This is a genomic window from Paenibacillus ilasis (genome assembly GCF_043195395.1).
Lineage (GTDB): Bacteria > Bacillota > Bacilli > Paenibacillales > Paenibacillaceae > Paenibacillus_AQ > Paenibacillus_AQ lautus.
Map to the genome: position 1 here is coordinate 447,407 of NZ_JBHDJG010000004.1, position 26,975 is coordinate 474,381.

The 26,975-nt window shown below is 51.5% G+C and carries 22 protein-coding genes and 1 riboswitch; of the genes, 19 read left to right on the forward strand and 3 right to left on the reverse strand.

Annotated elements, in window-relative coordinates:
• The first annotated feature begins 63 nt into the window (after positions 1–63).
• The 9 genes from ACETK5_RS29450 (at position 64) to ACETK5_RS29490 (ending at position 9,671) form a co-directional block, all read left to right on the forward strand.
• Positions 64–2,046 carry a methyl-accepting chemotaxis protein gene (locus ACETK5_RS29450; protein WP_100541014.1) on the forward strand — a complete coding sequence of 661 codons (1,983 nt, stop codon included), beginning with the start codon at positions 64–66 and terminating at the stop codon, positions 2,044–2,046.
• 232 nt (positions 2,047–2,278) lie between these two features.
• On the forward strand, positions 2,279–3,094 hold the full coding sequence (locus ACETK5_RS29455) for a uroporphyrinogen-III synthase (protein WP_100541013.1): 816 nt from the start codon (positions 2,279–2,281) through the stop codon (positions 3,092–3,094).
• A 110-nt stretch (positions 3,095–3,204) separates the two neighbouring features.
• Positions 3,205–3,843, forward strand: a complete 639-nt coding sequence (locus tag ACETK5_RS29460) for a ThuA domain-containing protein (protein ID WP_100541012.1) — start codon at positions 3,205–3,207, stop codon at positions 3,841–3,843.
• A gap of 35 nt (positions 3,844–3,878) precedes the next feature.
• Positions 3,879–4,577 carry a response regulator transcription factor gene (locus ACETK5_RS29465; protein WP_127594376.1) on the forward strand — a complete coding sequence of 233 codons (699 nt, stop codon included), beginning with the start codon at positions 3,879–3,881 and terminating at the stop codon, positions 4,575–4,577.
• Positions 4,574–5,926, forward strand: a complete 1,353-nt coding sequence (locus tag ACETK5_RS29470) for a sensor histidine kinase (RefSeq protein WP_394059445.1) — start codon at positions 4,574–4,576, stop codon at positions 5,924–5,926. The genes ACETK5_RS29465 and ACETK5_RS29470 overlap by 4 nt, the downstream gene beginning before the upstream one ends.
• Before the next feature lie 89 nt (positions 5,927–6,015).
• Positions 6,016–6,642 carry a PepSY domain-containing protein gene (locus ACETK5_RS29475; RefSeq protein WP_100541009.1) on the forward strand — a complete coding sequence of 209 codons (627 nt, stop codon included), beginning with the start codon at positions 6,016–6,018 and terminating at the stop codon, positions 6,640–6,642.
• Between the two features lie 124 nt (positions 6,643–6,766).
• Complete coding sequence (locus ACETK5_RS29480) at positions 6,767–7,408, forward strand: PepSY domain-containing protein (protein WP_100541355.1); 642 nt, start codon at positions 6,767–6,769, stop codon at positions 7,406–7,408.
• A 274-nt stretch (positions 7,409–7,682) separates the two neighbouring features.
• Positions 7,683–8,000 carry a phasin family protein gene (locus ACETK5_RS29485; protein ID WP_076323924.1) on the forward strand — a complete coding sequence of 106 codons (318 nt, stop codon included), beginning with the start codon at positions 7,683–7,685 and terminating at the stop codon, positions 7,998–8,000.
• Complete coding sequence (locus ACETK5_RS29490; RefSeq protein ID WP_100541008.1) at positions 8,001–9,671, forward strand: ABC1 kinase family protein; 1,671 nt, start codon at positions 8,001–8,003, stop codon at positions 9,669–9,671.
• Here ACETK5_RS29490 and ACETK5_RS29495 read toward each other — a convergent pair.
• Positions 9,668–10,237 carry a hypothetical protein gene (locus tag ACETK5_RS29495; protein ID WP_100541007.1) on the reverse strand — a complete coding sequence of 190 codons (570 nt, stop codon included), beginning with the start codon at positions 10,235–10,237 and terminating at the stop codon, positions 9,668–9,670. The two genes, ACETK5_RS29490 and ACETK5_RS29495, sit on opposite strands and share 4 nt — an antisense overlap.
• 194 nt (positions 10,238–10,431) lie before the next feature.
• On the opposite strand from ACETK5_RS29495, the gene ACETK5_RS29500 reads away from it, so the two are divergent.
• The 3 genes from ACETK5_RS29500 (at position 10,432) to ACETK5_RS29510 (ending at position 14,462) form a co-directional block, all read left to right on the forward strand.
• On the forward strand, positions 10,432–12,063 hold the full coding sequence (locus tag ACETK5_RS29500; protein ID WP_100541354.1) for a DEAD/DEAH box helicase: 1,632 nt from the start codon (positions 10,432–10,434) through the stop codon (positions 12,061–12,063).
• 95 nt (positions 12,064–12,158) lie between these two features.
• The gene (locus ACETK5_RS29505; RefSeq protein WP_076323927.1) at positions 12,159–12,509 is read left to right on the forward strand and encodes a DUF3243 domain-containing protein; all 351 of its coding nucleotides are present in this window, start codon (positions 12,159–12,161) and stop codon (positions 12,507–12,509) included.
• Between the two features lie 699 nt (positions 12,510–13,208).
• Complete coding sequence (locus ACETK5_RS29510; protein ID WP_100541006.1) at positions 13,209–14,462, forward strand: PH domain-containing protein; 1,254 nt, start codon at positions 13,209–13,211, stop codon at positions 14,460–14,462.
• 24 nt (positions 14,463–14,486) lie between these two features.
• On the opposite strand, the gene ACETK5_RS29515 is transcribed toward ACETK5_RS29510, so the two are convergent.
• Positions 14,487–15,023, reverse strand: a complete 537-nt coding sequence (locus ACETK5_RS29515) for a hypothetical protein (protein ID WP_100541005.1) — start codon at positions 15,021–15,023, stop codon at positions 14,487–14,489.
• A gap of 292 nt (positions 15,024–15,315) precedes the next feature.
• On the opposite strand from ACETK5_RS29515, the gene ACETK5_RS29520 reads away from it, so the two are divergent.
• The 6 genes from ACETK5_RS29520 to ACETK5_RS29545 all read left to right on the forward strand — a co-directional run bounded on the left by ACETK5_RS29520 (position 15,316) and on the right by ACETK5_RS29545 (position 21,900).
• Positions 15,316–15,795 carry a glutathione peroxidase gene (locus ACETK5_RS29520; protein WP_100541004.1) on the forward strand — a complete coding sequence of 160 codons (480 nt, stop codon included), beginning with the start codon at positions 15,316–15,318 and terminating at the stop codon, positions 15,793–15,795.
• 499 nt (positions 15,796–16,294) lie between these two features.
• Positions 16,295–17,656, forward strand: coding sequence for an FAD-dependent oxidoreductase (locus tag ACETK5_RS29525; RefSeq protein ID WP_394059450.1), 1,362 nt, complete (start codon positions 16,295–16,297; stop codon positions 17,654–17,656).
• Positions 17,657–17,782: 126 nt separating this feature from the next.
• Positions 17,783–18,379, forward strand: a complete 597-nt coding sequence (locus ACETK5_RS29530; protein WP_100541002.1) for a DUF4352 domain-containing protein — start codon at positions 17,783–17,785, stop codon at positions 18,377–18,379.
• Between the two features lie 249 nt (positions 18,380–18,628).
• Positions 18,629–19,222 (forward strand): TetR/AcrR family transcriptional regulator, encoded by a 594-nt coding sequence (locus ACETK5_RS29535; protein WP_100541001.1) that lies wholly within the window; start codon positions 18,629–18,631, stop codon positions 19,220–19,222.
• 115 nt (positions 19,223–19,337) lie between these two features.
• Positions 19,338–20,585 carry an MFS transporter gene (locus ACETK5_RS29540; RefSeq protein ID WP_326110985.1) on the forward strand — a complete coding sequence of 416 codons (1,248 nt, stop codon included), beginning with the start codon at positions 19,338–19,340 and terminating at the stop codon, positions 20,583–20,585.
• Positions 20,586–21,027: 442 nt separating this feature from the next.
• Positions 21,028–21,900, forward strand: a complete 873-nt coding sequence (locus ACETK5_RS29545) for a formate/nitrite transporter family protein (RefSeq protein ID WP_394059453.1) — start codon at positions 21,028–21,030, stop codon at positions 21,898–21,900.
• Positions 21,901–22,041: 141 nt separating this feature from the next.
• Here the strand turns inward: ACETK5_RS29545 and ACETK5_RS29550 are convergent, their stop codons facing one another.
• On the reverse strand, positions 22,042–23,868 hold the full coding sequence (locus ACETK5_RS29550; RefSeq protein WP_394059455.1) for an APC family permease: 1,827 nt from the start codon (positions 23,866–23,868) through the stop codon (positions 22,042–22,044).
• Positions 23,869–24,031: 163 nt separating this feature from the next.
• A riboswitch (cyclic di-AMP (ydaO/yuaA leader) is annotated at positions 24,032–24,227 on the reverse strand.
• A 484-nt stretch (positions 24,228–24,711) separates the two neighbouring features.
• On the opposite strand from ACETK5_RS29550, the gene ACETK5_RS29555 reads away from it, so the two are divergent.
• The gene (locus tag ACETK5_RS29555; protein ID WP_394059457.1) at positions 24,712–26,787 is read left to right on the forward strand and encodes a molybdopterin-containing oxidoreductase family protein; all 2,076 of its coding nucleotides are present in this window, start codon (positions 24,712–24,714) and stop codon (positions 26,785–26,787) included.
• The last annotated feature ends 188 nt before the right edge of the window (positions 26,788–26,975 follow it).

The window sequence follows — 26,975 nt, forward strand, 5'->3', positions numbered from 1 at the left end:
TGAAGGGAGTATTTTTGTAGAAGACAGGCGAGAGTCACTGCAGTTTAGAAAGGAAAGAAACCCATGAAGAAAAAAAGAGCTAATCGTATTAAAAGAAACCTGATCCTCACATTCCTCCTCGTGCTTCTTGTGCCCAGCTGCGCCATCGGTATTATCACCTATCGTGACGCCAAGGGAACTGTCGAGGATGAAATTCTGCGCAGTGCATCGCAGAGCGTCGATACGGCGAATGAGATCATTAATCACACGCTGCAATCGAAGTTTGATGATCTGAATTATTTAAGTACAACGATGAAGTCCGCGGAAATCGACAAGGAACTTGAAGCCCAAGCGGGGTCAACCATCAATGCACTGAAGCAGTACTTGGGACTACATCCGGATACAGTGGACGTATTTATCGGTACAGACCAGGGCGGAATTATCAAGGCATCGGGGGATAAGCTGCCGGCGGACTATGATCCTAGACAAACCGGATGGTTCCAAGACGCAATGAATGCATCAGGCCAACCGATTATTACTGCCCCCTATGCATCGAACGCAGGCTCACTGATTGTAGTAACGATATCCCAGACGCTGCCTGATGGCAAAGGCGTCGTGGGGATTGATCTCAACCTCCATAGCATCCGGAGCCTGGTCGAAGTGCAGGTAGGTAAAGAAGGCTATACGATGGTGCTGGATCAAAATCACAAATATCTGTTTCACCCCGATTATGATGCGGGGACGGATGCGTTGGCTGAAGAAACCTGGATCTCCAAGCTGTATGAGGAGCCGACCGGTCATTTTGACTATGTCCATAACGGTATCGAGAAACAATTGAATTACATTACGAATGAACGAACCGGCTGGAAAATTGCCGGGACCATGTATGTTAAGGAAGTCGACGACTCTGTTAGTGGCATCCGCCATACGCTGATGGTGGTCATGAGCGTTTCGCTGCTAGCCGCCTTAATCCTGGTGACTTGGAATGTAAGCTCTGTGATTAAACCGATCCGCCGTATGCGCCAAGCGACCGAAGTCATTAGCGGGGGGGATCTAACGCTTCGTTTGAATGGCTTCAAGCGTGATGAGATTGGAGAGCTGGCCGATCACTTCCAGCAGATGGTGGATAGTCTCAGGGACATGGTTCACGGGGTCAAGTCCATGACGGAGAATGTTTCCGCATCTTCCGAGCAATTGTCCGCAAGCGCCTTGCAAAATACAAGCGCTGTCGAGCATGTCACGTCTTCCATTCAGGAGGTTGCGGCCGGCAGCGAACGCCAGTTGAACGCTGCGGAGGAGATTCTGAAGCGCATCCTTCAGGTATCCCGGCATGCGGACGATATTGCGGATGTATTGGAGAAGGTTACAGCGGCCATGAACCAGACGGAGGAATTGGCCCAGGAAGGGAACAAGACGGTGATTACCGCAGCAGCGACGATGCAGGATATCGATCATGCGATGAACGATCTGAATGGTGTTATCCATCAGCTGTCTGAGCGGACTGAGGAGATCGGCGGTATCGCCTCGGCCATTACCGACATTGCTAAGGAGACGAGTCTATTGTCGCTGAATGCCTCTATCGAAGCTGCGAGAGCCGGGGAGCAGGGGAAAGGATTTGCGGTTGTTGCCGCGGAAATCCGCAAGCTTGCCCAAAGGTCGGAAAGCTCGGCAGATTACATATCGGGGCTGATTACAGGGATACTGGCAGAAGTGGAACGAACCATTGAGGTGACGGAAGCCGCCAAGCAGAAGGTGTCGGACGGCGTTGATGCAGCGGACCTAACCGGACGCTCCTTCTCCCGGATCAAAAAGGCCGTGAATACGGTGTCCGACCAGGTAAGATCCACTTCGAAGGCGGCTAAGGCATTGGCTCAAGATACGTCTTCCACGAAAAAGTCCGTTGAGGATATCCGCGGGGTGTCGGAGCAAACGTCAAGTCAGACTCAGACGATATCGGCAGCCTCTCAGGAACAGCTTGCTTCCATGGAAGAAGTGAGTGCGTCTGCTTCAGATTTAAGCCGGTTAGCCGAAGAACTGCAGGAGATGGTGACACGCTTTAAGATTTAGATTTAATAGATTCAATGGCGTGCAGTATGCCCTGATATTTCATGTTGAAGCAGCAAAGGAACTTATATTCCTTTGCTGCTTTTTTGTTTGTGGCAGGAAAGGGGGGCTTTTTGAAGAATAAGACCAAAGTGGCTTTATCTATAGGAGCCGGGCCTTTATACTGGAGTCAACTGCTAGAAGCTGTAAGATTAACGATGAACAAGCTAGAAATGATGAGAGTGGGGCATATAACATGGCACAGCATATGAAAGATCGGATCGTCGCTTTGGCTGGTCCGCGCAAGGCGGCAGACATGGCCAAGCTGGTGGAGAAGATGGGAGGCACTGCGCTCCTTCGCCCGGCCCAGGGAACCGTATTTTTGGATGATGAAGTACTGCGTCGTTCGATCGAAGCTTGGCTCAAAGCGCCTGCGCCGTGGGCGATTTTTACAACGGGAATCGGCCTGGAGGCCATTTATGATACGGCCGAACAGATGGGCCTTTTGGATACATTGAATGAAACGCTGCAGAGCACCTCGATTGCGGCAAGAGGGTACAAAACGGCAAATGCGCTGAAAAAACGCGGGCTGGCACCGATCGTCAGAGATGATGACGGCAGTACGTCGGGGCTGATCCGGTCTTTGGAACCGCATGACTTGTCAGGCAAACGTGTCATTCTTCAGCTGCATGGCGAGTCTGCCCCTAAGCTGGTGGAGTGGCTGGAGAGTCGCGGGGCGATAGTAGAGCAGATCCTGCCGTATAAGCACATTCAGCCGCTGGAGGAGGATGTTTCGCAACTCGTTGACGAAATTGTTGGCGGCAAGGTTGACGCGGTTGCTTTTACAAGCGCGCCCCAGTTTCGTTTCCTTGCGGATTATGCACGTGCCCATGGCAAGCTGGAGGCTGTGCTTGAGGCGTTCCGCGGGCCTGTCCTGGCAGCGGCTGTCGGCAAGGTTACGGCTCAGGGGCTTCGCGAGGAAGGCATTGAACGCATGGTGGTTCCCGAGGAAGAGCGAATGGGCAGCATGATGGTGGCGCTTGGCCGCTACTTTGCTCAAAATCAAGAATAATGTCATGATATAACGTAATGAAGTTGGGGAGATTTCATTCCAGACCAGCTTCTTCATGCATGTTCCTAAGGATCATGTGAAATATTGAGTAGTAAATAGGAGGATGACCGATGGATAAAAGAAAGGCATTGCTGCTTGGCAGCTACACCCACCCGAAGTTTCATCCGCTGCAAGGCATTGATAAACAAGTGACACACCTGCTGAACGACATGTTCACCGTGCAGTGCACGGAAAATCATAAAATGCTGCATGAAAGCAATCTCTACCCTTACGAACTCTGCATCGCCTACAGCGACCTATGGGACGAGCGAGTCTCGCCACGGCAGACCGCAGGTCTGCTGTCCTATGTAAGCGGAGGCGGCGGCTTGCTCGTGATCCATAACGGCGTTACGCTGGCCAATCGTTATGAGCTGGCGCAGCTGATCGGTGCCCGTTTTGACGGACACCCGCCCATGGAGAAGCTGTATTTCGTTCCGGGAGAGACCGAACACGATATTACGGAAGGCGTGGAGCCTTTTGTGCTGGATGAGGAGCCTTACCGGTTCATATTCAGTCCGTTTACGGAAAAAACGGTGCTGCTGCATTATGAATACGAAGGTAAGCAGTGGCCTGCCGCCTGGTGCCATACGTATGGCATCGGACGCGTGGTTTTCTTGATGCCGGGTCACCACGAGCCGTCCTTTCTCCAGCCCCAGCTGCGTTTGATGATTACGCAAGCGGCCAAGTGGGCTGCGCGAGTTCCGGGTTAACAGCCATTTCGAAATGATCGGTAGGAGGGACGCGCGTGAGCGGGAAGATACTAATTGTTGAGGATGAAGCGAAAATATCCCGTTTGCTTGAAATCGAGCTGGAGAGTGAAGGCTATCAGGTCACCAAGGCGGATAACGGGCTGGATGCGCTCGAGGCATACCGCAGTCAGGACGTGGATTTAATTCTGCTGGATGTCATGCTCCCCGGTTTGAGCGGAATTGAGCTGCTGCGGCGGATCCGTGCCCATGATTCCCATACAGCCGTGCTGCTGCTGACAGCCAAGAGTTCCGTTGAGGATAAAGTATCGGGGCTTGATCTTGGAGCCAATGATTACATCACGAAGCCGTTTCAGATCGAAGAGCTGCTGGCACGGATTCGTGCTGCGCTGCGGCTCCAGGGGAAGCAGGATCCGGAAGAGCCGGCGGCAGGAGAATGGCTTACGGCAGCGGATTTGAAATTGAACGAAGGTACGCGGGAAGTCATTCGCGATGGCAGAAGGATCGATCTGACGCCTCGTGAATTTGATTTGCTTGTCTATTTGCTGAAGAACAAACGGCAGGTGTTGAACCGCGAGCAGATTCTCGCTGCCGTATGGGGATACGATTATTACGGCGATACCAACGTCGTCGATGTATATATACGTTACGTCCGCAAGAAAATCGATCATGACAGCACATCGGAGCTCATTCACACCGTCCGCGGTGTCGGCTACGTGCTGAAAGAGACCCCATGAAGCTGAGCAGTAAAATCCACCTCTATTCGTCGGTGCTGATGGCGGCCATTCTGATTGTCATGAACTTATCCGTATACTATGTGTTTAGCAAAATGACGGTGGACAGCCAGCTGGAGCAAGCGGAAGCCGAGGCGGGAAGCATTGTCAAAAGTATCGCGCATTCTGCTGCGACCATTCCCATTGACGATCTGCTGCGAAGTTATGTCCCGGCTGACGGAAAGATTCAATTCGTCCCGGCTGACAGCAAGGCGAAGTCTCCTTACGTAACCTCCTCCGGTGAGGATATGGATGAGCTTAAGCTTCCTTATAACACGAATAAGCAGGTAGAGCAGATCCTACATGAAGGAATGCGTTATGTGCTTGTTTCACTGCCGGTCATTTGGAGCGACGGGGCTGTATACAACATCCAAATTTCCCGCAGTCTTGCCGCCACGATGGAGACGCTGCAGGTGCTGCGAATCGTGCTGGTCGCCGTAACCGCAATCGCTTTAGTTCCGGTCATCATTTCGACGCGGATATTGGGGCGTTTAATTGTGCAGCCGATTACGGCTTTAATCCGTACAATGCGGGAGATTCGGCAGAGCGGACGATTCCGGCGAATCGAGCTGAAGGAAAAATCCAAGGATGAGCTGGTAGAGATGGGGGCTGCGTTCAACGACATGATCACGCTGCTGGAGAGCAATCATGCGAGGCAGGAGCAATTCGTGTCCAATGCTTCCCATGAGTTAAAGACACCGCTCACCATCATCGAGAGCTACGCAAGTCTGTTAAAGCGGCGGGGTCTGGACCGGCCGGAGCTATTCATGGAGTCCGTCGAAGCGATCCATTCGGAAGCGATCCGGATGAAGGAGATGACGGAGCAGCTGCTGCTGCAAGCACGCAATCAGGATCAATGGCAGGTCGAACTGGAGCAGGTGGATCTCGTGGCATTATCGGAGTCTTCCGCACGCGCATTTCGCGATGCTTATAACCGCACGGTGGAGGTCGAAGCCGATGGCGGGGTTCTCGGCTGGACGGACAGCCGCAGGCTCAAGCAGCTTTTGTTCATTCTGCTGGATAATGCGCGCAAATACAGTGACGAACATATCGTCATCCAGGTAGGCAGGAAGCCATCGGAGGTTTATATTCGGGTCATCGACCGCGGAATCGGCATTGCCAAAGATGAGCTGGAGCACGTCTTCGACCGTTTCTACCGGGTGGATGAGGCTCGTACCCGCCGGGGCGGGGGCGCTGGCCTTGGTTTGTCCTTGGCGAAGGATATCGCAGAGGCCATCTCTGCTGATCTGGAGCTGGACAGCCTGCCCGGCGTGGGCACATCGGCCACCATTCGGCTTAAAGAATCGAAATAAACTGCAGCAGCCCACTGTTTTCTCATCGAATTCTAACCATGCTGCGCTATACTGACGGTAAAGACAGAATGTGTTTGCGAGGTGATTCAATGCGTAAGAAAGTGAGTGTGCTGCTGGGTGTCATCATCGTGGTCGCCGTTATGATCATCGTGAATGCGGTATGGAGTCCGTTTAACCGTTCGACGGAGGCGATGTCGCAGGAGGAAGCCGTTAGTGGAGTATTGAAACAATATCCGGATGGTGAGATTACAAAGGCAACGCTGGAAGGTGAGATGTACCGGATGGAGCTGCAATCCGATTCCGGGAGGTATGAAATGACGGTAGATGCCCGTCAAGGGGATATCGTGTCCATCAAACCGCTGGACAAAGCGCCAGTGAAGCCAGAGCCGGAGCCGGGCGAAACCAAGGAGCCGACTGACGATCCGAGCACGCCTCCCACGAAGCCCAATGAGAATGGCGAGAAGGGAACAACCGATGGCGAAAGCGGAACTTCGGAACCGCCTGCAACGATGATTACCAAAGAGTATGCGATCAAGCTTTCTTTAGAGAAGGTACCGGGAACGGTAGAAGACGTGGAATATCGCGAGAGTAAGAGCAGCCGTTACTACCTGGTGGAGATTGAGCGGGAAGACGGCCGTGAAGCGACCATTCAAGTCCATGCGATTACCGGTAAGATCATGACGGTGACTTGGGATGATGAGGACGACGATGAATAGATGAGAGGTCTTGTTCGTGTTTTCTCATCGTTTTCTAATCTTTCTCTCCGAAAGCTCTCATGTTGAGAGGGTATATTGGGTTTGTAGAGATCAACAGGAGAGAATATTGAGGAGGCCTAAGATGATGAAGAAGAAAATATGGTGGGCAGGCGCACTGTCCGTAGCTATCGCGGCAAGTGGAGTATACGGCTATAACGCCGTACAGGCGGCAGGAGCAGGACAGACAGCTGCAGCAGGAACCCAGGGAGCGGCCAAGCAACAGCAGCAGCTGATCGGTATGGAAAAAGCCGAACAATTGGCACTGGCTGCTGCCAACGGCAAAGTGGAGAGCATGGATATCGACCGCAAAAAGGGCAAGCTGGTCTACGATGTGGAGATTCAGCAGAATAACCGGGATGTCGATGTATGGATTGATGCCTACACAGGCAAATCCCTTGGCGTAAGAGTAGACCGGGATGATGACGATGATGATCGTGACAACCTTCCAGGCAATCTGATCGGTGCCGGCAAGGCCTCCGCTATTGCCGTTAAACACGTTAAGAGCGGGACGGCTGTGGAAGTGGATCTGGACCAAGATGACGGCAGATGGGTGTACGACGTCGAAGTGAAGACAGCAAACGGATCATCCGATGTTGAGGTCCATGCGGTCAGCGGGAAAGTGATCAAGGCAGAGTTTGAGAAATACGACGACCATGATGATGACGATGATGACCATCATGATTGGGATCATGATGATCAAGACGATCATGATGGGGATGACGACTAAGCCATTCTTCATCTGCATGGCATAGCATCATAAGCGAACAGGCGGGATCACTTTCTCCCCGCCTGTTCGCTTTTTGCATTGTATTTTACATAACAAGCATGGATGGAATGCAATTTCTTGTTATCCGATTCCGGATTGCCCTCATATTTCATGTGAAATCAGGGGAAATTGATAGGGGAGCTTCTCTATACTTATGAAAGCAAGTCCAAGGATAGATGTTTTTACCAGCGTTAAAGGTTATAATGGAACCAGACAACGACCGGGAGGGATATATATGAGTGATCTTTTTAAGAAAGCCATCTCGTTAGGATTGGGCCTTACCGTGGTCAGCAAGGAAAAAGTAGAGAAAATCGTGGATGATCTGGTCAAACGCGGGGAGCTTGCTCCTGCGGAATCCAAAGCGCTGGTGAACCGTCTTGTCGAACGCGGCGAAGAGGAGCAATCCCAGATCAAGACATATATTTATGAGCAGGTGCAGCGCGTGTTGTCCGATCTGGATGTTCCCAAAGAGAGTGATGTCGCCAGCCTGGAACAGCGCATTGCTACTCTGGAGAAGAAGGTTGTAGAACTGGAAGGATCGCGGCAGGAATAGATGGCGGTCCGAATCCGACATGCCGGACGTTACCGGGAAATCGCCATGGCGCTCATGCGTCATGGCTTTGGCTATATGGTGGAGGAGATGGGACTGTTCCATGTTCTGTCGCTGCCTGTCCGCTGGAGTTCCAGGGAACAGCCGGAGACGATTACATTAGGGGAACGCATTCGGCGAGTGCTTGAGGATCTTGGCCCCGCCTTTGTGAAGCTTGGACAGTTGGCGAGTACAAGATCGGATCTGCTGCCAGACCACATTATCCAGGAATTGGTGAAGCTGCAGGAGCGGGTGCCTCCTTTTTCTTCCGCGAGTGCAAGGGAGCTGATTGAGCAAGAGTGGGGTATGCCGATCGACGAAGTGTTGAGTGAGTTTGAAGATAAACCGTTGGCCGCCGCTTCGATCGGGCAGGTCCATGCTGGGAAGCTCAAGTCCGGAGAGCATGTAGCGATCAAGGTTCAGCGGCCTGGGGTAGCCCGAATGATCGGTCGTGACTTGGAGATATTGCGGGATTTAATCTCGATTGCTGAGCGTCACTGGGACTGGGTGAAGCAGTACCGTGTGGACCGGATCGTTGACGAATTTGCCAGAGCGATGATGGCGGAGCTGGATTACAGCCATGAAGCCCGAAACGCAGAGAAGATTGCCTCCCAGATGCCGGAGCATGAATTTATCCGCGTTCCGCTGATTTATTGGGAGTACACGTCATCCAAAGTGCTGATGATGGAGTATGTCGATGGCCTCACCTTAAGCCGGAGGCAGGAGATCGTGGACAAGGGACATGATCTGAAGGCGATCGCCGAGCATTTGATCGATGGGATGCTGCAGCAGATCTTTATTGAGGGATTCTTTCATGCCGACCCTCATCCGGGAAATTTGCTTGTCAGGGAGGACGGCACGCTGGTCTTTCTGGATTTCGGGCTGGTGGGTCACCTCAGCGAAGATATGAAGGATCATCTGTCCGGACTCATTATTGCATTGATGCGGCGGAATTCGGAAGGGATGATCCGGGCGATTTCCAGAATGGGATTGATCCCGGACGATTGCGATATGGATTCGCTGCGGTCGGATATGGACCGTCTGCGGGGAGAGTATTATGACGTGCCATTCGCTCAAGTGCGCATCGGCAAAGCATTGACCGATCTGTTTGCCGTTGCCCAGCGCCACCGGATTATGCTGCCGCCGGACATGACGCTGCTAGGCAAATCATTGCTGACCCTGGAAGGGGTCATCGAGATGCTGGACCCGAGTCTGAGCATTATCGATATGGCGGAGCCTTTTGGACGGAAGCTTCTGAAGAAGCGGTATAATACACGCCGGATCAGCCGGAAGGTGCTGGATGGGGTAACAGGGCTTGCCGAGAGTTTGCTTGATCTGCCTGGACAAGCCAGGCAGCTGTCGGCTCTGATCAGCAAAGGGAAACTGCGGGTGGAGATCAGCGTTCCAGAACTGCAAACGCTGATGCGCAAGATGGATCAGATCAGTAACCGGCTGTCTTTCAGCATCGTGCTTCTGGCTTTCAGCATCATCATGGTGGGACTGATTATCGGTTCGTCGCTCAGCCGGGAGCCGATGATGATATGGAGCTTCCCGGTGATTGAAGTCGGATTCATCGTAGCCCTGCTCATGGTTGCATGGCTGCTGTATGCCATTTTCAAATCCGGCAGGTTCTAGCCGGTAGACTCACCTCTTGCCCGCTTGCGCTGCTGTACCCAGGTCTGGACTCCGATGAGGATCCATTCTATGAGGTGAAAGAATACGGCAATGAGAAGCGCTTGCTTCCAGCCGCCGACAGGAATGCCGGGCACAATCAGAGACGCTATGTACAGCAGAACCGTGTCGGTTACAACTGTAACCGCCTGTTTGATATAGATGGAGGTATCCTTGCGAAGCAGCAGCCTTAGCAGGGCGATAACCAAGGGATGAATGATACCTTCGAAGATCAGGAGCCCAATCAGGAGCGTGAGCGAGAAACCGAGCCATGCGCCTTGAACGTCGTAAGCCAGGATTTCACCTGATCCTGATGGATCAGACATGGGAAACCACCTTGCATATAACATCGCAAAGAGCTCTAACGGTATAATGATAAAGGCCGACAACAGCGGGATAAGCCACAGCTTCTTCCGGAAGGGGACGATAGGCTCCCCGTCGCGTCTTGAAATATAATTCATCATCAGATTGATAAGGCCGAACAGGATCATCAGGATAAGTGCTGACAGGATGATCTGTAGGGTATGCATATCGGGGACACCTCCTTCGCTGGTGCAAACTGGATATCTATATCATTGACATTACCAAAGTCAGGGACTTTTGTCAGTTGAAAAGAAATACAACGAAAACGTTCGTTCTTCTTAGAACGAAATCGAATGACATTTTGTCGGACTTATTATGTAAGTTTGTTGGTTTGCTATATCCAATCGATTTGACGCAACAGATGCTAAATAATTTAAATGAGGTGGAACGTTTGCCGAACTTTCAACAACTGGGCATTGACGAACAAAGAGTACGGAAACTGAAGGAGCAGGGGATTGCCGTGCCGACTCCGGTACAACAAGAGAGTATCCCGCTGCTGCTGCAAGGAAAGGACGTTATCGCCCGGGCAAAGACCGGCACAGGTAAAACGCTGGCGTTCATGCTGCCGATTCTGCAGCATATCGATCCCAAGCGGGCGTATCCGCAGGCGCTCATTATTGCGCCGACGCGGGAATTGGCATTGCAGATTACGGAAGAAGCCAAGAAGCTGACAGCCGGAGAGCCGGACGGGATCAAAATCCTGGCGGTCTATGGTGGTCAGGACGTGGAGAAACAGCTGCGAAAGCTCGAAGGCGGACGGCATTTGATCATCGGTACACCGGGCCGATTGCTGGATCATTTACGCCGGGGCACGCTTGAGCTGGGCGGCGTGAAGCAGCTGGTGCTGGATGAAGCCGACCAGATGCTGCACATGGGCTTTCTGGATGAGGTCGAAGCACTGATCCACGCGCTTCCGTATCGGCGCCAGACGATGCTCTTCTCGGCCACGATGCCTGCCGGTGTGAAGCAGCTTGCCGGCAATTATATGAATGAACCTGTCGATATCGTCATCAAAGGGGCTTCCCCAATCCCGCTGGAGCAGATCCAGCAGGTTGTGGTCGAGTGTACGGACCGCTCCAAGCAGGATGCCCTGCGAGCGATGATCGAGGAACATAACCCTTTTCTCGGGATTATCTTCTGCCGGACGAAACGCAGAGCAACTACTCTGAATGAGGCGCTGCTGGCCCATGGGTATCAATCGGACGAGCTGCACGGGGACCTGTCCCAGGCAAAACGGGAAGCGGTAATGAAGCGATTCCGGGAAGCTAAGCTGCAGCTGCTGGTGGCAACGGACGTTGCCGCGAGAGGGCTTGACGTCGAAGGCGTGACCCATGTCTTTAACTACGATATGCCTCATGATGTTGATAGTTACATTCATCGTATCGGACGGACCGGACGGGCCGGTGGGAACGGAATGGCGATCACGTTCGCTGCCGGTAAGGATCTTAACGATCTACAGCGTATCGAGGAAGGAATCTCCCTTCGCTTGAAGCGCGTGCGCTATGATTCCAGTGCTGGAGGCCTTCGGGAAAGCACCGGCGGCTCAGGCAGGGATACGGGCAGACCGGGAAAAGCAAGAAACGTCTCTTCGCTTGAATCTGATCAAGAACGTGGTCAAGGCAGAAGCCGGGCAGATCGCGGTACGGGTTCCGGGCGGAGCCGCGGTAGCGAGCAGGGTAGAGGAAGAGCCGGATCGTCACGCAGAGATGAGCGTGGATCCGGACGGACGGGAAGCCGTGACGGCCGTCCAGGCGAGGGACGCGGACCATCGTCGGCTGGAGGTCGCAGCAGCGGCAGTCGTGACGGCGGGCGTGCAGGCGAAGGCCGTGGACAGTCACAGGCCGGAACACGCGGCAGCAGCAGCCGTGGACAGTCCAGAACCGAGGGTCGGGGGAATCACGGCAGTCGCGGTGGACAAGGCGGTACACGATCTTCCGAAGGCCGCGGTGCAAGAGGCCAGAGTGGTGGCCGGCGCGGTGGCCGCAGCCGCTAGCAGGTATAGGAGATTTTTGGAAAGCATCTGTTTCAAGCCGGAAGATCCCGTTTAAGTAGAGAGCGTTACCCAGTCAATGACAAGGAGGCGTTACCATGTCTGAACATAATCATGTAGTGAACAAGAACGGTGAGCTGGATGTGAGTAAGGTCAGTGACGCAATGGACCGGATTGATGATGGGGAGAAGGAGAGAATCCTGGCCGATTTTGATGCCTTCCAATCCTATTTGAACAAGCGAATTCAGCTTGCCGAGAGCATTGGGTTGAATGAAGAGCAGCTGGCGCAGGCAGCAGAGAAGGTAGCTGGCTATTTGGCTGCAAACGAGGAACCCCGCAATTCCGAAGAGAAACTTCTGCAGGAGTTATGGAAGGTTGGAACCCAAGCGGAGCAGCATCAGTTGGCTCATCTGCTTGTGAAGCTGGCTCAGAAACGTACGGCTCCATAAGGCAAAGCGTGAGATGGAAATCCTTCCCGGCCGACCTGCCGCGGAAGGATTTTTGGGTTTAAGAGTAGTAATTAACATACTTATAAGGATGTAAGGATGTAGGGATGGATATAAATTTCTATACATAATATACATGCAATCTAGATCGGCTTGTGCGCGCCCGTCCTCGGAATCCAGATGCAACGAAATGGAATCTAGGAGCAATGAAATGGTATCTATGTGCAACGAAATGGTATTCTAGGTGCAACGAAGTGGTATCTATGTGCAACGAAATGGCTATGACGATGACCAGAACCCCGCCGAACGCCGAAGCTAACGGACATCAGATACGTTATTTCCCTGTTAGGGGGTCCATTTATCGTTCAACGGACACCACAGCCGTTATTTAGCCTGGAAGCAGCCCAAATATCGCCTTTTCAGATGAATAACGGATCTCCTGTCCGTTCGTTTCGCTCCAAAACCCATTTTCTGCGAAATAAGGTCTCCTGAGTCCGTTAGACTTCGAGTGAACGCAGGACGCTGCTCCATCACTCGGCAAGACTTACGATTACCGCTCTTCTGTCGCACTGCCGGACGCGTTCTATCGTTGGCCTAACATACTATTTGGTGATCGTGCGAACTGCTCCTTATATGATCTCCAATGTCTTTTTCATGAGAGCTTTAGAAACAACGAAAGAATATGAGGAGGGAGTTGCCTGAATGTCTCTGGTGATTCATGAGCAGAGAAAGCCCAAAATGCAGCCTTTTTATTGGGTGATTACGTTTGAAATGCACGTGCTGGGAATACTGCTTGGCCTGGCGCTGACACTGGGTCCCTTGATTTTGCTGTACCTCTGGACCAATGTCTGGACCTGGATGAGTTTGGCTGCTATACCCGCCGGTATCTTCATGATGATTCGTCTGTCCAGAAGCCTGAAAGGGCATATCTGGAACAATACGCATCTGGACGAGTATTTGTTATACGAAGATCATATTGAATACGAGAGATGGGACCCGGAAACGAAAGACTCCCTGAAGGGGAGCCTTAGGATCGGTGACATCAAGGAAATATACTATGGGCGATATATCTTTCAATTCAGTTATGCCTATAAGAAGAGTAAAATGACCGAATCCGTGCCTATGGCGGAGTTAATGCCCATTATGTACCTCGTCGCTGGAGAAGGGCAGATGGAACGGGCGGTTGCCATTCCATTCACGGATCCGATGGAGGCGAATCGTTGGCTGGAGGTTATCGGCAGAAGGGATATTCCCCTATACCTGACGTCCATCATCATTCAAGATCTGAGCGATGAATCGGTTGCGTCTTTGCTTCGCGAGGACGAGGATTTGGAGCGTGCCGAATTTGACGGCAATATGGAGCGGCAGTTCCGGCCGTACCTGGACCGTTTGGTACAGGAGAATGAGGAGGAAGACCGGGAATTGACCGAGGAGGAGCTTAATCAACTGGAATATGAGATGAAGCTCCTCGAATACAAAGAGGTGCTGCAAAAGAGAAGATCGGCCTTTCGTGGAACCGGTTTGCTTGCTTGGCTGATTTTCCCGATTCAGTTCGCCATCGGTTTTTGGCTGACGCGTCAGGCAGAGCTGGGTAACGCGGATCCCGAGCAGCCGTTATTCCCAATTCTGCTTGTTGCATTCTCGGCGATCCTGTTCTTCTTCCTGGTGAAATGGATGCGCTGGCTCCAGATCATCATGTTCTCGTTGGTTACCTTTATATCGTTTATGTTTTTGGACTTTTCCGAGATCGAAACGGATCCCTCGTACCAAATGTCCAGCATGCTCCTTGCTATAGCCATGCTGTCATTGCCTGTGGTCGGTCTTTTCTATTTGGGCATCCGGTATGTGCGCAAAGGTCGGGATGCGAAGAACCTGCCCCCGATGCCGGGGCCGTGTCAGCCTCTTTCCGATAACGATAAGGTGGGGATCCAGCCCGGAGACCATCTGTCAACTTAAAACGGGACGAGAAAAACGCACCCTTCACATTTGGGGGTGCGTTTCGTATCGGTACCTGTAGGTTTCCATAGGATGGCTGGTAAAGGTGCTGTCGAGCTTCTTCTTCTCACCAGGAGCAAGGGTTACGTTCTTATACATCTCGGTGAAGACTTCCTCATCGTTCTTATCGTACACGAAAAGGGTAATGTGACCATGAAATGTTTGGCTCTCATGGTAGTTGCCGGCATAGATGACAATGTCTACATCATCCTCGTTTTTATAGGCTCCGGTATGGACCACGATGTAGTCTTTAAAGCTTTGCAGCTCGGAACCCGCCTTCTTGTCCTCATAATTCTGATCCAAATCGGCCAGCATCGTTTCTTCTTTATACAGGGATTCCTGGCTGATAAGGCCAATGGGGATCGTCAGTATGAAATAGAAGGCCAGCGTTGATAGCCCAGTGCTGCGAAGCACGGTTTTTCGGTCATATCCCCCTTTTATTAAACCGATGAAGGCAATCAGTGCCAGCACAATGACAATGAGATGCCATGGGGATACAAACATTTCGGGATACAGTTTCATTTCTTTTCCTCACTTACTGTTGTTGAAATAAGAACCATTCGATATTTTTCCAAACCTTAATCATTACCCTGCTTACTTGCTGATTAAACAGCTGTTATTAGCCTATGTATTATCTCTTGTTTGAAGAGGTTATGCATTCATCATAAAGGATTTGCGGGCGACAGGGTAGAGGCGTTGGAACCGAAATTTGGTTTAGGGCCATTTATTCGGTATGATGGAGGGAGATTGGCTAGGCTGTAGAGCTTGGAAAGCCATGCATCCAATACATATAGACCGGGGAGGAGATTCGAAGATGTCAGTTTACGAATACCATGCAACAAACCCGAAAGGGCAGGAAGTCTCACTCGATCAGTATTCCGGTAAGGTTCTGATTATTGCCAATACGGCAAGCCAGTGCGGACTTACGCCGCAGTATGGAGAGCTACAGCAGCTGTATGACCAATACAGCCAGCAAGGGCTGCAGGTTCTTGGCTTCCCGTGCAATCAGTTTGGCGGACAAGAGCCGGGTACAAGTGAAGAGGCCGAATCGTTCTGTCAGTTGAATTATGGCGTGAATTTCCCAATCTTTGCGAAGATTGACGTGAACGGGGAAGAAACGCATCCGTTATTTCAATATTTGAAATCCGAGCAGCCAGGACCGAATGAAGGCGGAGAGATCGCTTGGAATTTCACAAAGTTTCTGGTAGACCGCGAGGGCAAGGTGGTTCAGCGGTTCGAACCGCGAGATACACCGGAATCGATGAAGGGTGCCATTGAATCCCTGCTTGGTTAGTGGCAGGCAGCAACGATAACATAACAGGGCTGTTTTCTTTGGGGATATTCCTCTGAAGAGAACAGTCCTGTTTTTCTTGGATATATCATTGCATCATTCCGTTAGAATCAGCCTAAGCAAGATCCTTCAAGGCAGCACGTAATAAGATAGGGAAGATCGCTTGAATTAACTCCGTGAGGCCGGACACATATAGCTTACCCTGATACCGAACCTATATTCTTGGTTTAACCTAGGGCATTGGCGCTGGGGTCGTCATACTGTTTAGGTCAACAACTTTTATCATCTTAACTATGTGAAATTATGAACAATCTGTGAATAACACAATTACCTATTGAACTGTGAAATTTATCACATTATAATAAGGACATGAAGTGAAAACATTCACAAGAGATGTTACCCGTCACCACATTCATGCTCAACAAGCGTTACCAAGCATGAATCCAGGCAAAAGAGCTCATCTTAATCAAATATAAGCTTCATACTTGGAGGAGGAAAAACCATGAAAGTTGCAGTTATCGGTTGTACCCATGCAGGAACGTCCGCCATCGTGAATACCGCTAAACTTTACCCGGATGCACAGATCACCGTTTATGAACGTAATGATAACATCTCATTCCTGTCTTGCGGCATCGCGCTTTACGTCGGAGGCGTTGTGAAAGACCCTGACGGTTTGTTCTATTCTTCGCCTCAGAAGCTCGACGAGCTGGGTGTCGAAACCAAGATGAAGCATGAGATCATCTCGGTGGATACGGACAAGAAAACCTTGAAAGTTCGGAACCTGGTCACACAGGAAACTTTTGATGATACCTATGACAAACTGATTATCACAACCGGATCATGGCCAATCGTACCGAAGCTTGAAGGCATCGATCTGAATAATATTTTGCTCTGCAAAAACTACAATCATTCCAATGCGATCATTGAAAAAGCACAGGAAGCGAAACACATTACGGTTGTCGGCGCCGGTTATATCGGTGTGGAGCTTGTCGAAGCCTTCCAGCAGAACGGCAAGCAGGTTACGCTGATTGATAGTGCCGACCGCATTCTGAACAAATATCTGGATCCTGAATTCAGTGGCAAGATCGAGAAATCCTTCCGTGAAAAAGGGATCGAGATGGCCATGGGTCAGACCGTGACTTCTTTCCAAGGCGAGGATGGGAAGGTGAATAAGGTCATCACAGACAAAGGTGAGATCGACACGGATCTGGTAATCCTCTGCATCGGCTTCCGTCCGAATACGGAGCTGCTGAAGGGGCAGGTGGAGATGCTGAAGAACGGCGCCATCGTCGTGGATCAATATATGCAAAGCAGCAAGCAGGATGTATATGCAGCAGGCGATTGCTGCTCCGTTCACTATAACCCGACCGGTAAAATGATGTACATTCCGCTGGCAACTAACGCAGTCCGGATGGGTACGCTCGTTGCACGCAACCTTGTGCAGCCGACGACCCCATATATAGGAACGCAAGGTACGTCGGGATTGAAAATATACGAGCACAACATTGCCTCGACGGGATTAACCGAAGGAGCCGCCAAGGACGAAGGCTTGAAGGTGGAGAAGGTCACCATTACGGATCATTACCGTCCGGAATTCATGCCTACCTTCGAAGAGGTTACGCTGAAGGTGGTATACGAGCAGGAAAGCCGCCGGATGCTGGGGGCACAGGTCATTTCCAAAGCGGATATGACGCAATCCATTAATACGCTGTCGGTATGCATACAGAATCGGATGACGATTGATCAATTGGCCTTCATCGACTTCTTCTTCCAGCCGCATTACAACAAACCGTGGAATTTCCTTAACACGGCTGGACTGCAGGCATTGCCGGCGGTCGAGACAAAAGCACCGGTGCATTCTTAATCCATTCATCAAGAAGACCCCTGAATCGGGGGTCTTTTTCTTGTTTTTGAAGGATTATGGATTTTGACAGCGAATTGGAAAATATCCGGACATGTAGATATCGACTTTCAGGAGGTAGGATAAAGTATGAATAAAAAAGTAATGCTGGCCTCGGCTGCATTGTTCTCCATGCTGCTGACGGCTGCTTGTTCCAATGATCAGGCGGATCCGCCAGCAGAGAGTCCGCCGGCTGTTGTGGATAGCGGGGAGACAGGTCAGACGGGGGCATCGGAAGAGCAGCCGCCTGCAGAACCAACCCAAGGGGAGGATCAACCTGCCGACAATGCAGAGGTGAAGCCGATCGGCGAACCTGCCGCGGTAGGCGATACGGTGGATTATCATGGCACGGTCATTACGCTGAACAGCGTACGTGAGTCCGAAGGGGACGAGTACTTAAAGCCCCAGCCGGGCCATACGTTTAAGGTGGTTGAGATTACCGTGAAGAACAATGGCCAGGAGCCGCTGGTCATCTCTTCCGCGCTATCTTTTTCCCTGACGGATTCGAGCGATCTTAACTATACGGTTCCCATTACGGATGATGTAAAGATGCTGGACGGCACCGTTGCCCCAGGCGGCGAGCTGACAGGTGAAATTCCGTACGAAGTGAAGCAGGGTGTAAAGGGGCTGCAGCTGAGTTATGGCGATCCGATGAAAGAAGGAAGAGCCATTTGGTCAGTGGAATAAAAAATAATTAGCATGGTTGTTTCGGGATTAACGAATGAGGAAAGGATTTTGCGCAGGCAAAGTCCTTTTTTCTATGTGATGGCCAAGACGTCGCTTTACATGCGGGAATGTTTTCAGTATGATTAAACCGTACAGTCGGTTTTTTATCGTGAGTAGCGTTCATCAACTTTGGATTCATTTTTAGTAAGGGAATCCGGTTTCCGTTTGTGATGGCGGACTATTATTTCCAAACAAGGAGTGCTTACACCGATGTCTTCAGAAAAAGCGCAGCGAAAGCGGGATTTGATTCTGGATAAAGCGAAGGAACTGTTCATCCAGCGCGGGTATGCGGCAACATCCATGGATGAACTGGTCAAGTATACGGGTGCCAGCAAGGGAAGCATCTACTATCACTTTGAGAGCAAGGAAGATTTGTTCGTCAAGCTGCTGGCTAAGCAGAATCAGGAATGGATGGAAGCCTGGAACGATAAAAAAGCCCGTTACGCCAGCTTCGAGGAGAAGCTGTACGGCATTGCCGATCATATGGTCGATGACTTCCAGAATCCGCTGACCAAGATTGCGGAGGAATTCTATATCAATCAGCCGGAGAATAAGACGATTGTGGGCGAGATGCTGGCCATCCTGCAAGGTCCGCGCACGCTTTACCGCGAAATTTTTGCGGAAGGAGTAAGCGAAGGGCGAATACCGGCAGAGGATGTAGAGGAAATATCCATCATATTCGCATCGCTGCTCGATGGGATGTCGATGTTGCACTTTGAACGTTCTCAGGAGGAATCGAGGCTGCTATACCGTAAAGGAGTGACGTACTTTTTAAACGGTGTGTTATCAGGTCAAGGCTCTTAGCGTAGTGAACGATAGGAAGATTTATCGGAAACGCTTCTCTTGGTTTACAAGCGGGAGCTGGCGTTTTCATATATATAATTAAACCGAATGGTCGGTTTTACTAGGGGGATGAACTATGAGGCATTTGTTTGGCAACCGCGCGTTCGTGCTGCTGATGGTTTCGGATTTTATGCAAAATATCGGGATCTGGATCCGCAACATGGCGCTTTTGTTCTTCATTATGGAGAAGAGCAACCATGACCCGGTCGCCGTATCGCTGCTTACCGTAATTGAATACGCGCCCATTTTTGTGATCTCCATGATTGGCGGCGTGCTGGCAGACCGCTGGCGTCCCAAGCGAACGATGATTTGGGGAGACATTCTAAGCTTTTTATCCATACTGCTTATCCTGTTTGTTGTGTATGCAGGATATTGGCAGGCCGTGTTTGCGGTGACCCTGGTCTCGGCCGTTGTATCCCAATTCTCGCAGCCTTCGTCCATGAAGATCATCAAGCGCTGCTTGCCGGATGAGCATGTGCCCGCGGCCACGGCTTTGTCCCAGACCTCGATGTCGCTGTTCATCATTTTGGGACCGATGGTCGGCACGACGATCTATCAAGCTTTTGGATTGCAGGCCTCGTTAATCAGCTTGTTGGTTCTATTCGGCGCTTCGGCGATCGTGCTGGCGTTTCTCCCTTCCAGTGTGGATGAACCCGCTAAGAATTCGGAATCGACCGGTTCTTTTATGAAGGACATGAAGGCAGGCTTCACTTACATCGGCTCCAGTCGGCTGCTGAAGGTGCTGCTGGTGGTTTACGTTTTAATGGCGCTCGGCAGCGGACTTGTTCAGCCGCTCGATATCTTTGTCATCACGGAGCGTCTACAGCTGGCAATGTCCAGCGTTCAGTGGTTCACCGCGTTAGAGGGTCTGGGCATGTTGATTGGCGGCGTGCTGGCCGCCGTGATTGCAGGGAGAGTGAAAGGCTCCTACTTGCTGTTCGCCGGCCTTGCTTTCCTTGGACTCTCAACCTTTGTCGAGGTGCTGTCCCAGTGGCCGATCCTGACCGGCACGATGCGTTTCGTAACCGGGGTGCTGATGGCGATGGCGCAGACGGTATTGATGGCCGTGATGATGCAGCAAGTGGAAGAGAAATTTATCGGCCGGCTGAACGGCGTGATGACGCCGGTTTTTACCGGCATGCTGCTCATCGGCTCCGGGTTTACAGGATGGTATATGTCGACAACCTCCATTGTGGTCGTGTATTTCACGGCAGGTGCGCTCTTCCTGCTGTCGTCCTTCATTAGCATGAAACTTCCGATCTCGAACGTTCCGGTTCAGGAAAAGGAAACGCCTGTAACCGTAGAGACTGCCGCCAAGGCATAGGCTTGCAGGTTAGAATGTAAAGGTGGTAAACAGACGAAGCCTTGCAGGTTTTGAGCATGGTGGTTGGTAAAAGCAATAAACCAAGCGGTGTCGGGATCATCTCCGATACCGCTATTTTACATGCACCGCTCGCTCGGATCGGACGAATGATCGGTATCCTCTAGAGGACCCGAAGATTCACCCTTGGACAAGGTACTGTGATTGTATTATCCATATGAAGTTAAATGACCACAGTACACTCAAAGATGATCAAGAGCAGCCAGGACACAAGGATGTCCACTCCTGACGCATACATTCGTGATATAATTCACGTTCTTGTTTTGGAGGCTGCGGTACAATATGGGTAACTGTAACTGTAACTGTAACTGTAACTGTAACGGAACATCAGACGCTGCATTCGAGAGATTTCAGGACGGAATGCGGGAGAAATGGGGGAGCGGCCATGGCCTATTACAAACCTGATCGCATTGCGGAGATCACCGTGGAGAACGGGGTGAAAAAAGCGCATAACTCCGTCATGAACGTTATGATATTAGGATTTTTGGCGGGGGCTTTTATCGCGCTCGGCTTTTTGCTGGATATTCGCGTGATTGCCGGAGCGTCTGAGGCTTGGGGAGGCATTGCCGGCTTTATAGGCGCGGCGATATTCCCTGTCGGACTGATTCTTGTATTGCTAGCGGGCGGAGAGCTGCTGACGGGCAACATGATGGCCGTGTCCCTGGCCAGATTTAAGAAGCGGATTTCCACGAAGGACATGATGCGGAATTTAGCTCTTGTCACGATAAGCAATATGGCAGGGGCACTGTTCGTCGCTTATTTCTTCGGCCATGTGACCGGTCTGACGGGCAGCGGCGTTTATTTGGAGAAGCTGGTGGATATGGCGGGTCATAAGCTCGACGACAGCTTCCTGCAAGCATTCTTGTCGGGCATCGGTTGTAACTGGCTCGTAGCGCTCGCCGTGTGGCTGTCCTACGGATCCGACCAGATGAGCGGCAAAATTCTCGGAATCTGGTTTCCAACGATGGCGTTTGTAGCCATCGGCTTTCAGCACGTGGTGGCCAACATGTTCCTCATTCCGGCTGCGATATTTGAGGGGTATTACAGCTGGGGCGATTATCTGGTAAACTTCATTCCGGTTTGGCTGGGCAATTTTGTCGGAGGTGCGCTGTTTGTGGGAGCTGCCTACGGGTCCGTATATTTGAAGAAGGATGATAAAGTTGAGATCATCCCTCGCGGCGAACAAGATAAGGCGCTGCCGTCTGCGCCGGCTACCGGTACTGCTCAACAGGTTCACTCCGCGCAGAATGTTTCGTAATACCGAAGCCTGGTAAGCCAAGGCGGAGGAAAAAAGCTGCGATCGTCACGCACCCTTAAGGATAGGGATCGGATGATCGCAGCTTTTTTAACGTTGTTGGTGAGCGGATTCCTTGTATAATTCGCAGAAGGAATAAACCCGCTATTTTTTTAAATGGTAAGGTACCGTGGTGATAATCACATCTCTCCGATAGAGTAAATGTGCGCGAATGAGCAAGCTGGACTGATTGTGCAGGAAGTTATGCCAGCCCTTCTTGGGGATGAACTGCGGGATGACAACGGTAACCTGGTAGTCGGATTCGCTAGCCTTCCGCTGCACGGTATCGATGAATTTGGTCAGCGGCTGAATGATGCTCCGATAAGGCGAATGCAGGGTCACCAGCCGGATGTCCGGCTGCCATTTCTTCCATTTTTCCTGAAAGGCCGCCTCGTCATCCCGTTCGAACGGCACGTACACCGCGATAATTTGGCCTGCTCCCAGCGATTTGGCATAATTCAGCGAGTTCTCCACCACATGGGTGATTCCCGCCACAGGCAGAATAATAACATTTCCCTCAATCGGCTTAACAGGCTCACAGGTCGTAATTCGCAGCTGGTCTGCTACGGCCTCGTAATGTTTATGGATTCGGGTGAAGATCCAAATGATCAGCGGCAGGAAAATCAAGACGGTCCACACTTGGGCGAATTTCGTGAAAAAGAAAATCATCGTCACGATAAAGCTGATGCATGCGCCGGTGGTATTTATGATCAGTTTGACAATCCATCCTTCGGGCTTTTCGCGAATCCACTTCACCATCATCCCCGTTTGGGAGAGGGTAAAAGGGATAAACACGCCGACGGCGTACAGCGGAATCAGATGCTCGGTTTTGCCTTCGAAAGCGAGCAGCAACAGAATCGAGAGAAAACCCAGTATGATGATTCCGTTTGAATATCCCAGACGGTCTCCCCGGACGGTGAACATTCGGGGAATGAATTTATCCTTCGCCAGATTAACGGCAAGCAGCGGGAAAGCGGAATATCCCGTGTTGGCGGCCAGAATCAGAATGAGGGCCGTTGTTCCTTGGATGAAGTAATACAGAAAGTTTCGTCCGAAGGTATGCTCGGCAATCTGGGAAACGACAGTGACTTGCTCGCTGGGGCTAACCCCATAGTAATAGGCCAGGAATACGATGCCCGAAAATAACAGGGCCAGCAAGGATCCCATCGCCACCAAGGTTTTGGCCGCATTATTCGGAGCAGGATCTTTGAAATTCGGGATGGCGTTGGAAATGGCCTCAACGCCGGTCAGGGCAGAGCTGCCCGAGGCGAATGCCCGCAGGAGCAGGAATAAGCTTAGCCCGGCGACAGGCGTGCCGATCGGCGTATGCAGATCCGGAGATGCATGGCCTGTAGCGATATTGAATACTCCGACGCCAATCAGGATAAACAACGCGAGTACAAACAAGTAAACCGGATAGGCCAATATGGAGGCCGACTCCGTGACCCCTCTTAAATTGAGTACGGTCAAACACAGAACGAACACGATGGAGATGGGCAGATTGTAGGCGTGCAGTTCCGGAAAAGCCGACGTGATCGCGTCCGTCCCCGCCGATACGCTGACCGCAACCGTCAGGATATAGTCGACCAGCAGGGAGCCGCCGGCAACCAGTCCCGGATACATGCCTAAATTTCTTTTGGAAACCACGTAGGCTCCGCCGCCATGCGGATATGAGAAAATAATCTGTCTGTACGATAGGATAAGTGCCAGCAATAAGACCAGGACCCCGACGGCAATCGGTATGGAATACCAATAGGCAGCTGCGCCAACGGTCATCAAGACGATCAGAATTTGTTCAGGTCCATAAGCCACGGACGACAAGGCGTCGGATGAAAGGATGGCCAGCGCTTTGGTTTTGTTCAGCTTTTGCTCGCCCAATTCCGTTGATTTAAGCGGTCTTCCAATGAGGAATCGCTTGATTGAAGATAACATGGTTTTTCACCGCCGATTAAGATTACGTTCATGATGGAAGCTGACTGAATGGACTTCAATCGGTGTGTTTCATAGGCTGGACATACGAACGGTCACCATTCCTATGCTGGATTTTGGCAAACAAAAAACACAGGTTAGAACCCTGTGTTTGATCACAAGTTCACAACCCTCCCAATCAACGCTGACGAGGTTAGCTGTCGGATTCGGGCGGTGAGAGTCGCCCTACCTGATAATAGTCGCGGCGTACGTTCGCGCTGCATCAGGATTCACCCCATAGTATGGTTGACAGATCCTATAGGTATCCATCCATACGTGTGGTTCCCCCGCTTTCCAAATTGGAAATTAAGCGAATATCATGTGAATATGAAGAATGATATCGAAGCTGAATAGTATATTACGCCTGCTCAAATCTTTTGTAAAACACCCTCCAACGAAAAATAAAGCAGAATTATTTATAAAAAATGACAGATAAGCGCTTACATAATTATGTGGCTTTGACAGGCTTTGTTTTTTGCAGGTTTGCTACAGAAATCATGACTTTCTATGATATGTAAGTTGCAGGTAGCTCGAATGTGATGCGATAGAACGCCAATACAAACAAATTCGCCATGCCGGTCTCGGGGGAGGAGACATTGGCATGGCGAATTTTTTGGGAGTGGTCCATGATTCGGCAAGGAAGAGAAAGGGTCTGGGTTCCTCTTCGTTGCTCTTGATAGGAATATACCCGGAGTGAAGTAGAGTGAATCACCCGCTGCAGAAAAAAATGTAAGACTTTACTGGAGCCCTGATTTTCTTTTAAGATAAGGGGATATGATTCAGCGTGTACAAGGGGGAATGAACGAAATGACTCAAGCGATGATACATCAGGAAAATGGCGTGTTTCCGGCGGTATGTCCGTTGGATTGTCCCGATACTTGCGGCCTGCTGCTGCATAAAGAGAACGGAAAAATCGTGAAGGTTACCGGCAATCCGGATCATCCGATTACGCAGGGAGCCATCTGTAATAAAGTCCGCAATATGGCACATCGGGTGTATCATCCGGAGCGCGTGCTTTATCCGCTGCGGAGGGTAGGGCCCAAGGGCGAGGGGGCTTTCGAGCGAATCAGCTGGGATGAAGCGATTCAAGAGATTACCGGGCGCTACAAGAAGCTGATCGAGGAGCATGGCTCTGAGAGCATCCTGCCTTACAGCTTCTACGGCAACATGGGGATATTGAGCGTGGACGGCATGGATCGGAGATTCTTCAACAGGCTGGGCGCCAGCCGCCTGAAGCAGTCGATCTGCAATTCCGCAGGCAATGAGGGTTGGAAATCCGTCATGGGGTTTAATGGAGGAACCGTCCCGGAGGATACCGTTCATGCCGATGTCATCATCGTCTGGGGCGGCAACATCGTCAGCACCAATATGCACCAGGTCGTGCTGGCGGAGAAAGCGCGCAAGGCCGGTGCCAAGGTCGTTGTGATCGATGTTCATAAGAACCAAACGGGGCAATGGTCGGATTGGTTCATTCCGTTGTTTCCGGGCACGGATGCGGCACTGGCCGTCGGCCTCATGCACATCATGTTCCGTGACGGCATGGTGAACGAGGAGTTCCTCCGGCAGTATACGCACGGGCATGAAGCCTTGCGTGAGCATGTCAAAGACTATACGCCGGAGCATGTATCCTCCATTACCGGCATCCCAGCAGGGGATATCGAGAAGCTGGCCGAACTGTACGGCCGGGCGGATACTTCCTATATTCATATCGGTAACGGTCTTCAGCATCACGACAATGGCGGCTTGACGGTGCGCAGCATCGCTGCGCTTCCCGCGTTGACCGGACAATGGCTGAAGCGGGGCGGAGGGGCTGCCAAGTCGAATGGCGGCTACAACAGCATGGATAGCGATGCATTGGAGCGTCCGGATCTCCGGCCGAATCCGAATGCCCGGACCATTAACATGAACCGGATCGGCGAGGCGCTTGCCATGACCGAACAGCCGATTAAGTCGGTCTTTGTCTATTGCAGCAATCCGCTGGTGGTCGCTCCTGACACCGGGCGGGTACGCGAAGGGTTTGCAAGGGAGGATCTGTTTACCGTCGTACATGATCTGTTCATGACGGATACAGCCAAGTATGCGGATATCGTGCTTCCGGCAACCTCCTCATTTGAGAATACGGATCTGTTCGCTTCTTACTGGCATCAGTACATCCAGCTGCAGGAGCCGGTCATTCCGGCGCTCGGGGAGAGCAAGAGCAACGTGGAGCTGTTCTCCTTGCTGGGCCGGGCCATGGGTTTCACCGACACTGCCTTCCGCGAGACGGAAGAGGAGATGATGGCAAGAGCGCTCGACTTCCCGGACAACCCTTATCTGAACGGCGTCACGCTGGACAAGCTAAAGGAACACCGCCATGTGAAGCTTGACATGACACCGCTTGAAGCATATCTGGATCGTTTGCCGACGCCATCGGGCCGGATCGAGCTTTACTCCGCGCAGTTGGAGCAAGCAGGTCTTCCGCCTCTTCCAACCTACGTGCCTTTGAAGGAAGGATATGACGGCGTAAGGCGCGGTCGCGGGCACAAATACCCGCTCATGTTCATTTCGCCGCCGAACCACAACTTCCTGAATTCGACCTTTGCGAATGTGGATAAGCACCAGAAGCTGGAGAAGGAGCCTGCCTTGCAGATCCATCCGGAGGATGCAGAGGAACGCGGTGTAGAGGACGGCGACATGGTTACGGTGTATAACGACCGCGGTACTTACGAAGTCCGGGCCAAGGTGACGGATAAAATGCTGCCTGGCACCGTGGTCAGCCAAGGCTTGTGGTGGGAAGGGGAAGGCAGGAAGCAGCGCGCCAATGCCCTTACGCCCGACAGGTTGTCGGATATGGGCGAAGGCGCTACCTTCTTCTCAACGGTGGTAGAGGTGAAGCGACATTAATGCTTGATATACCTCGACGAGCTGCCCTTCTTCCGAACGTGTTTAAAAGAAGGGGCTCGTTGCTTGCAGCCGGCAAATGGAGTGAGCGCCCGAGATTCGTTAGGGAAGGGCCGATATGGCAGCAGCGGCCCGGCATTCGCTGTTATGGTAAAGCGTCAATGAGTGTGCTTGCTAACAATGGATCTATC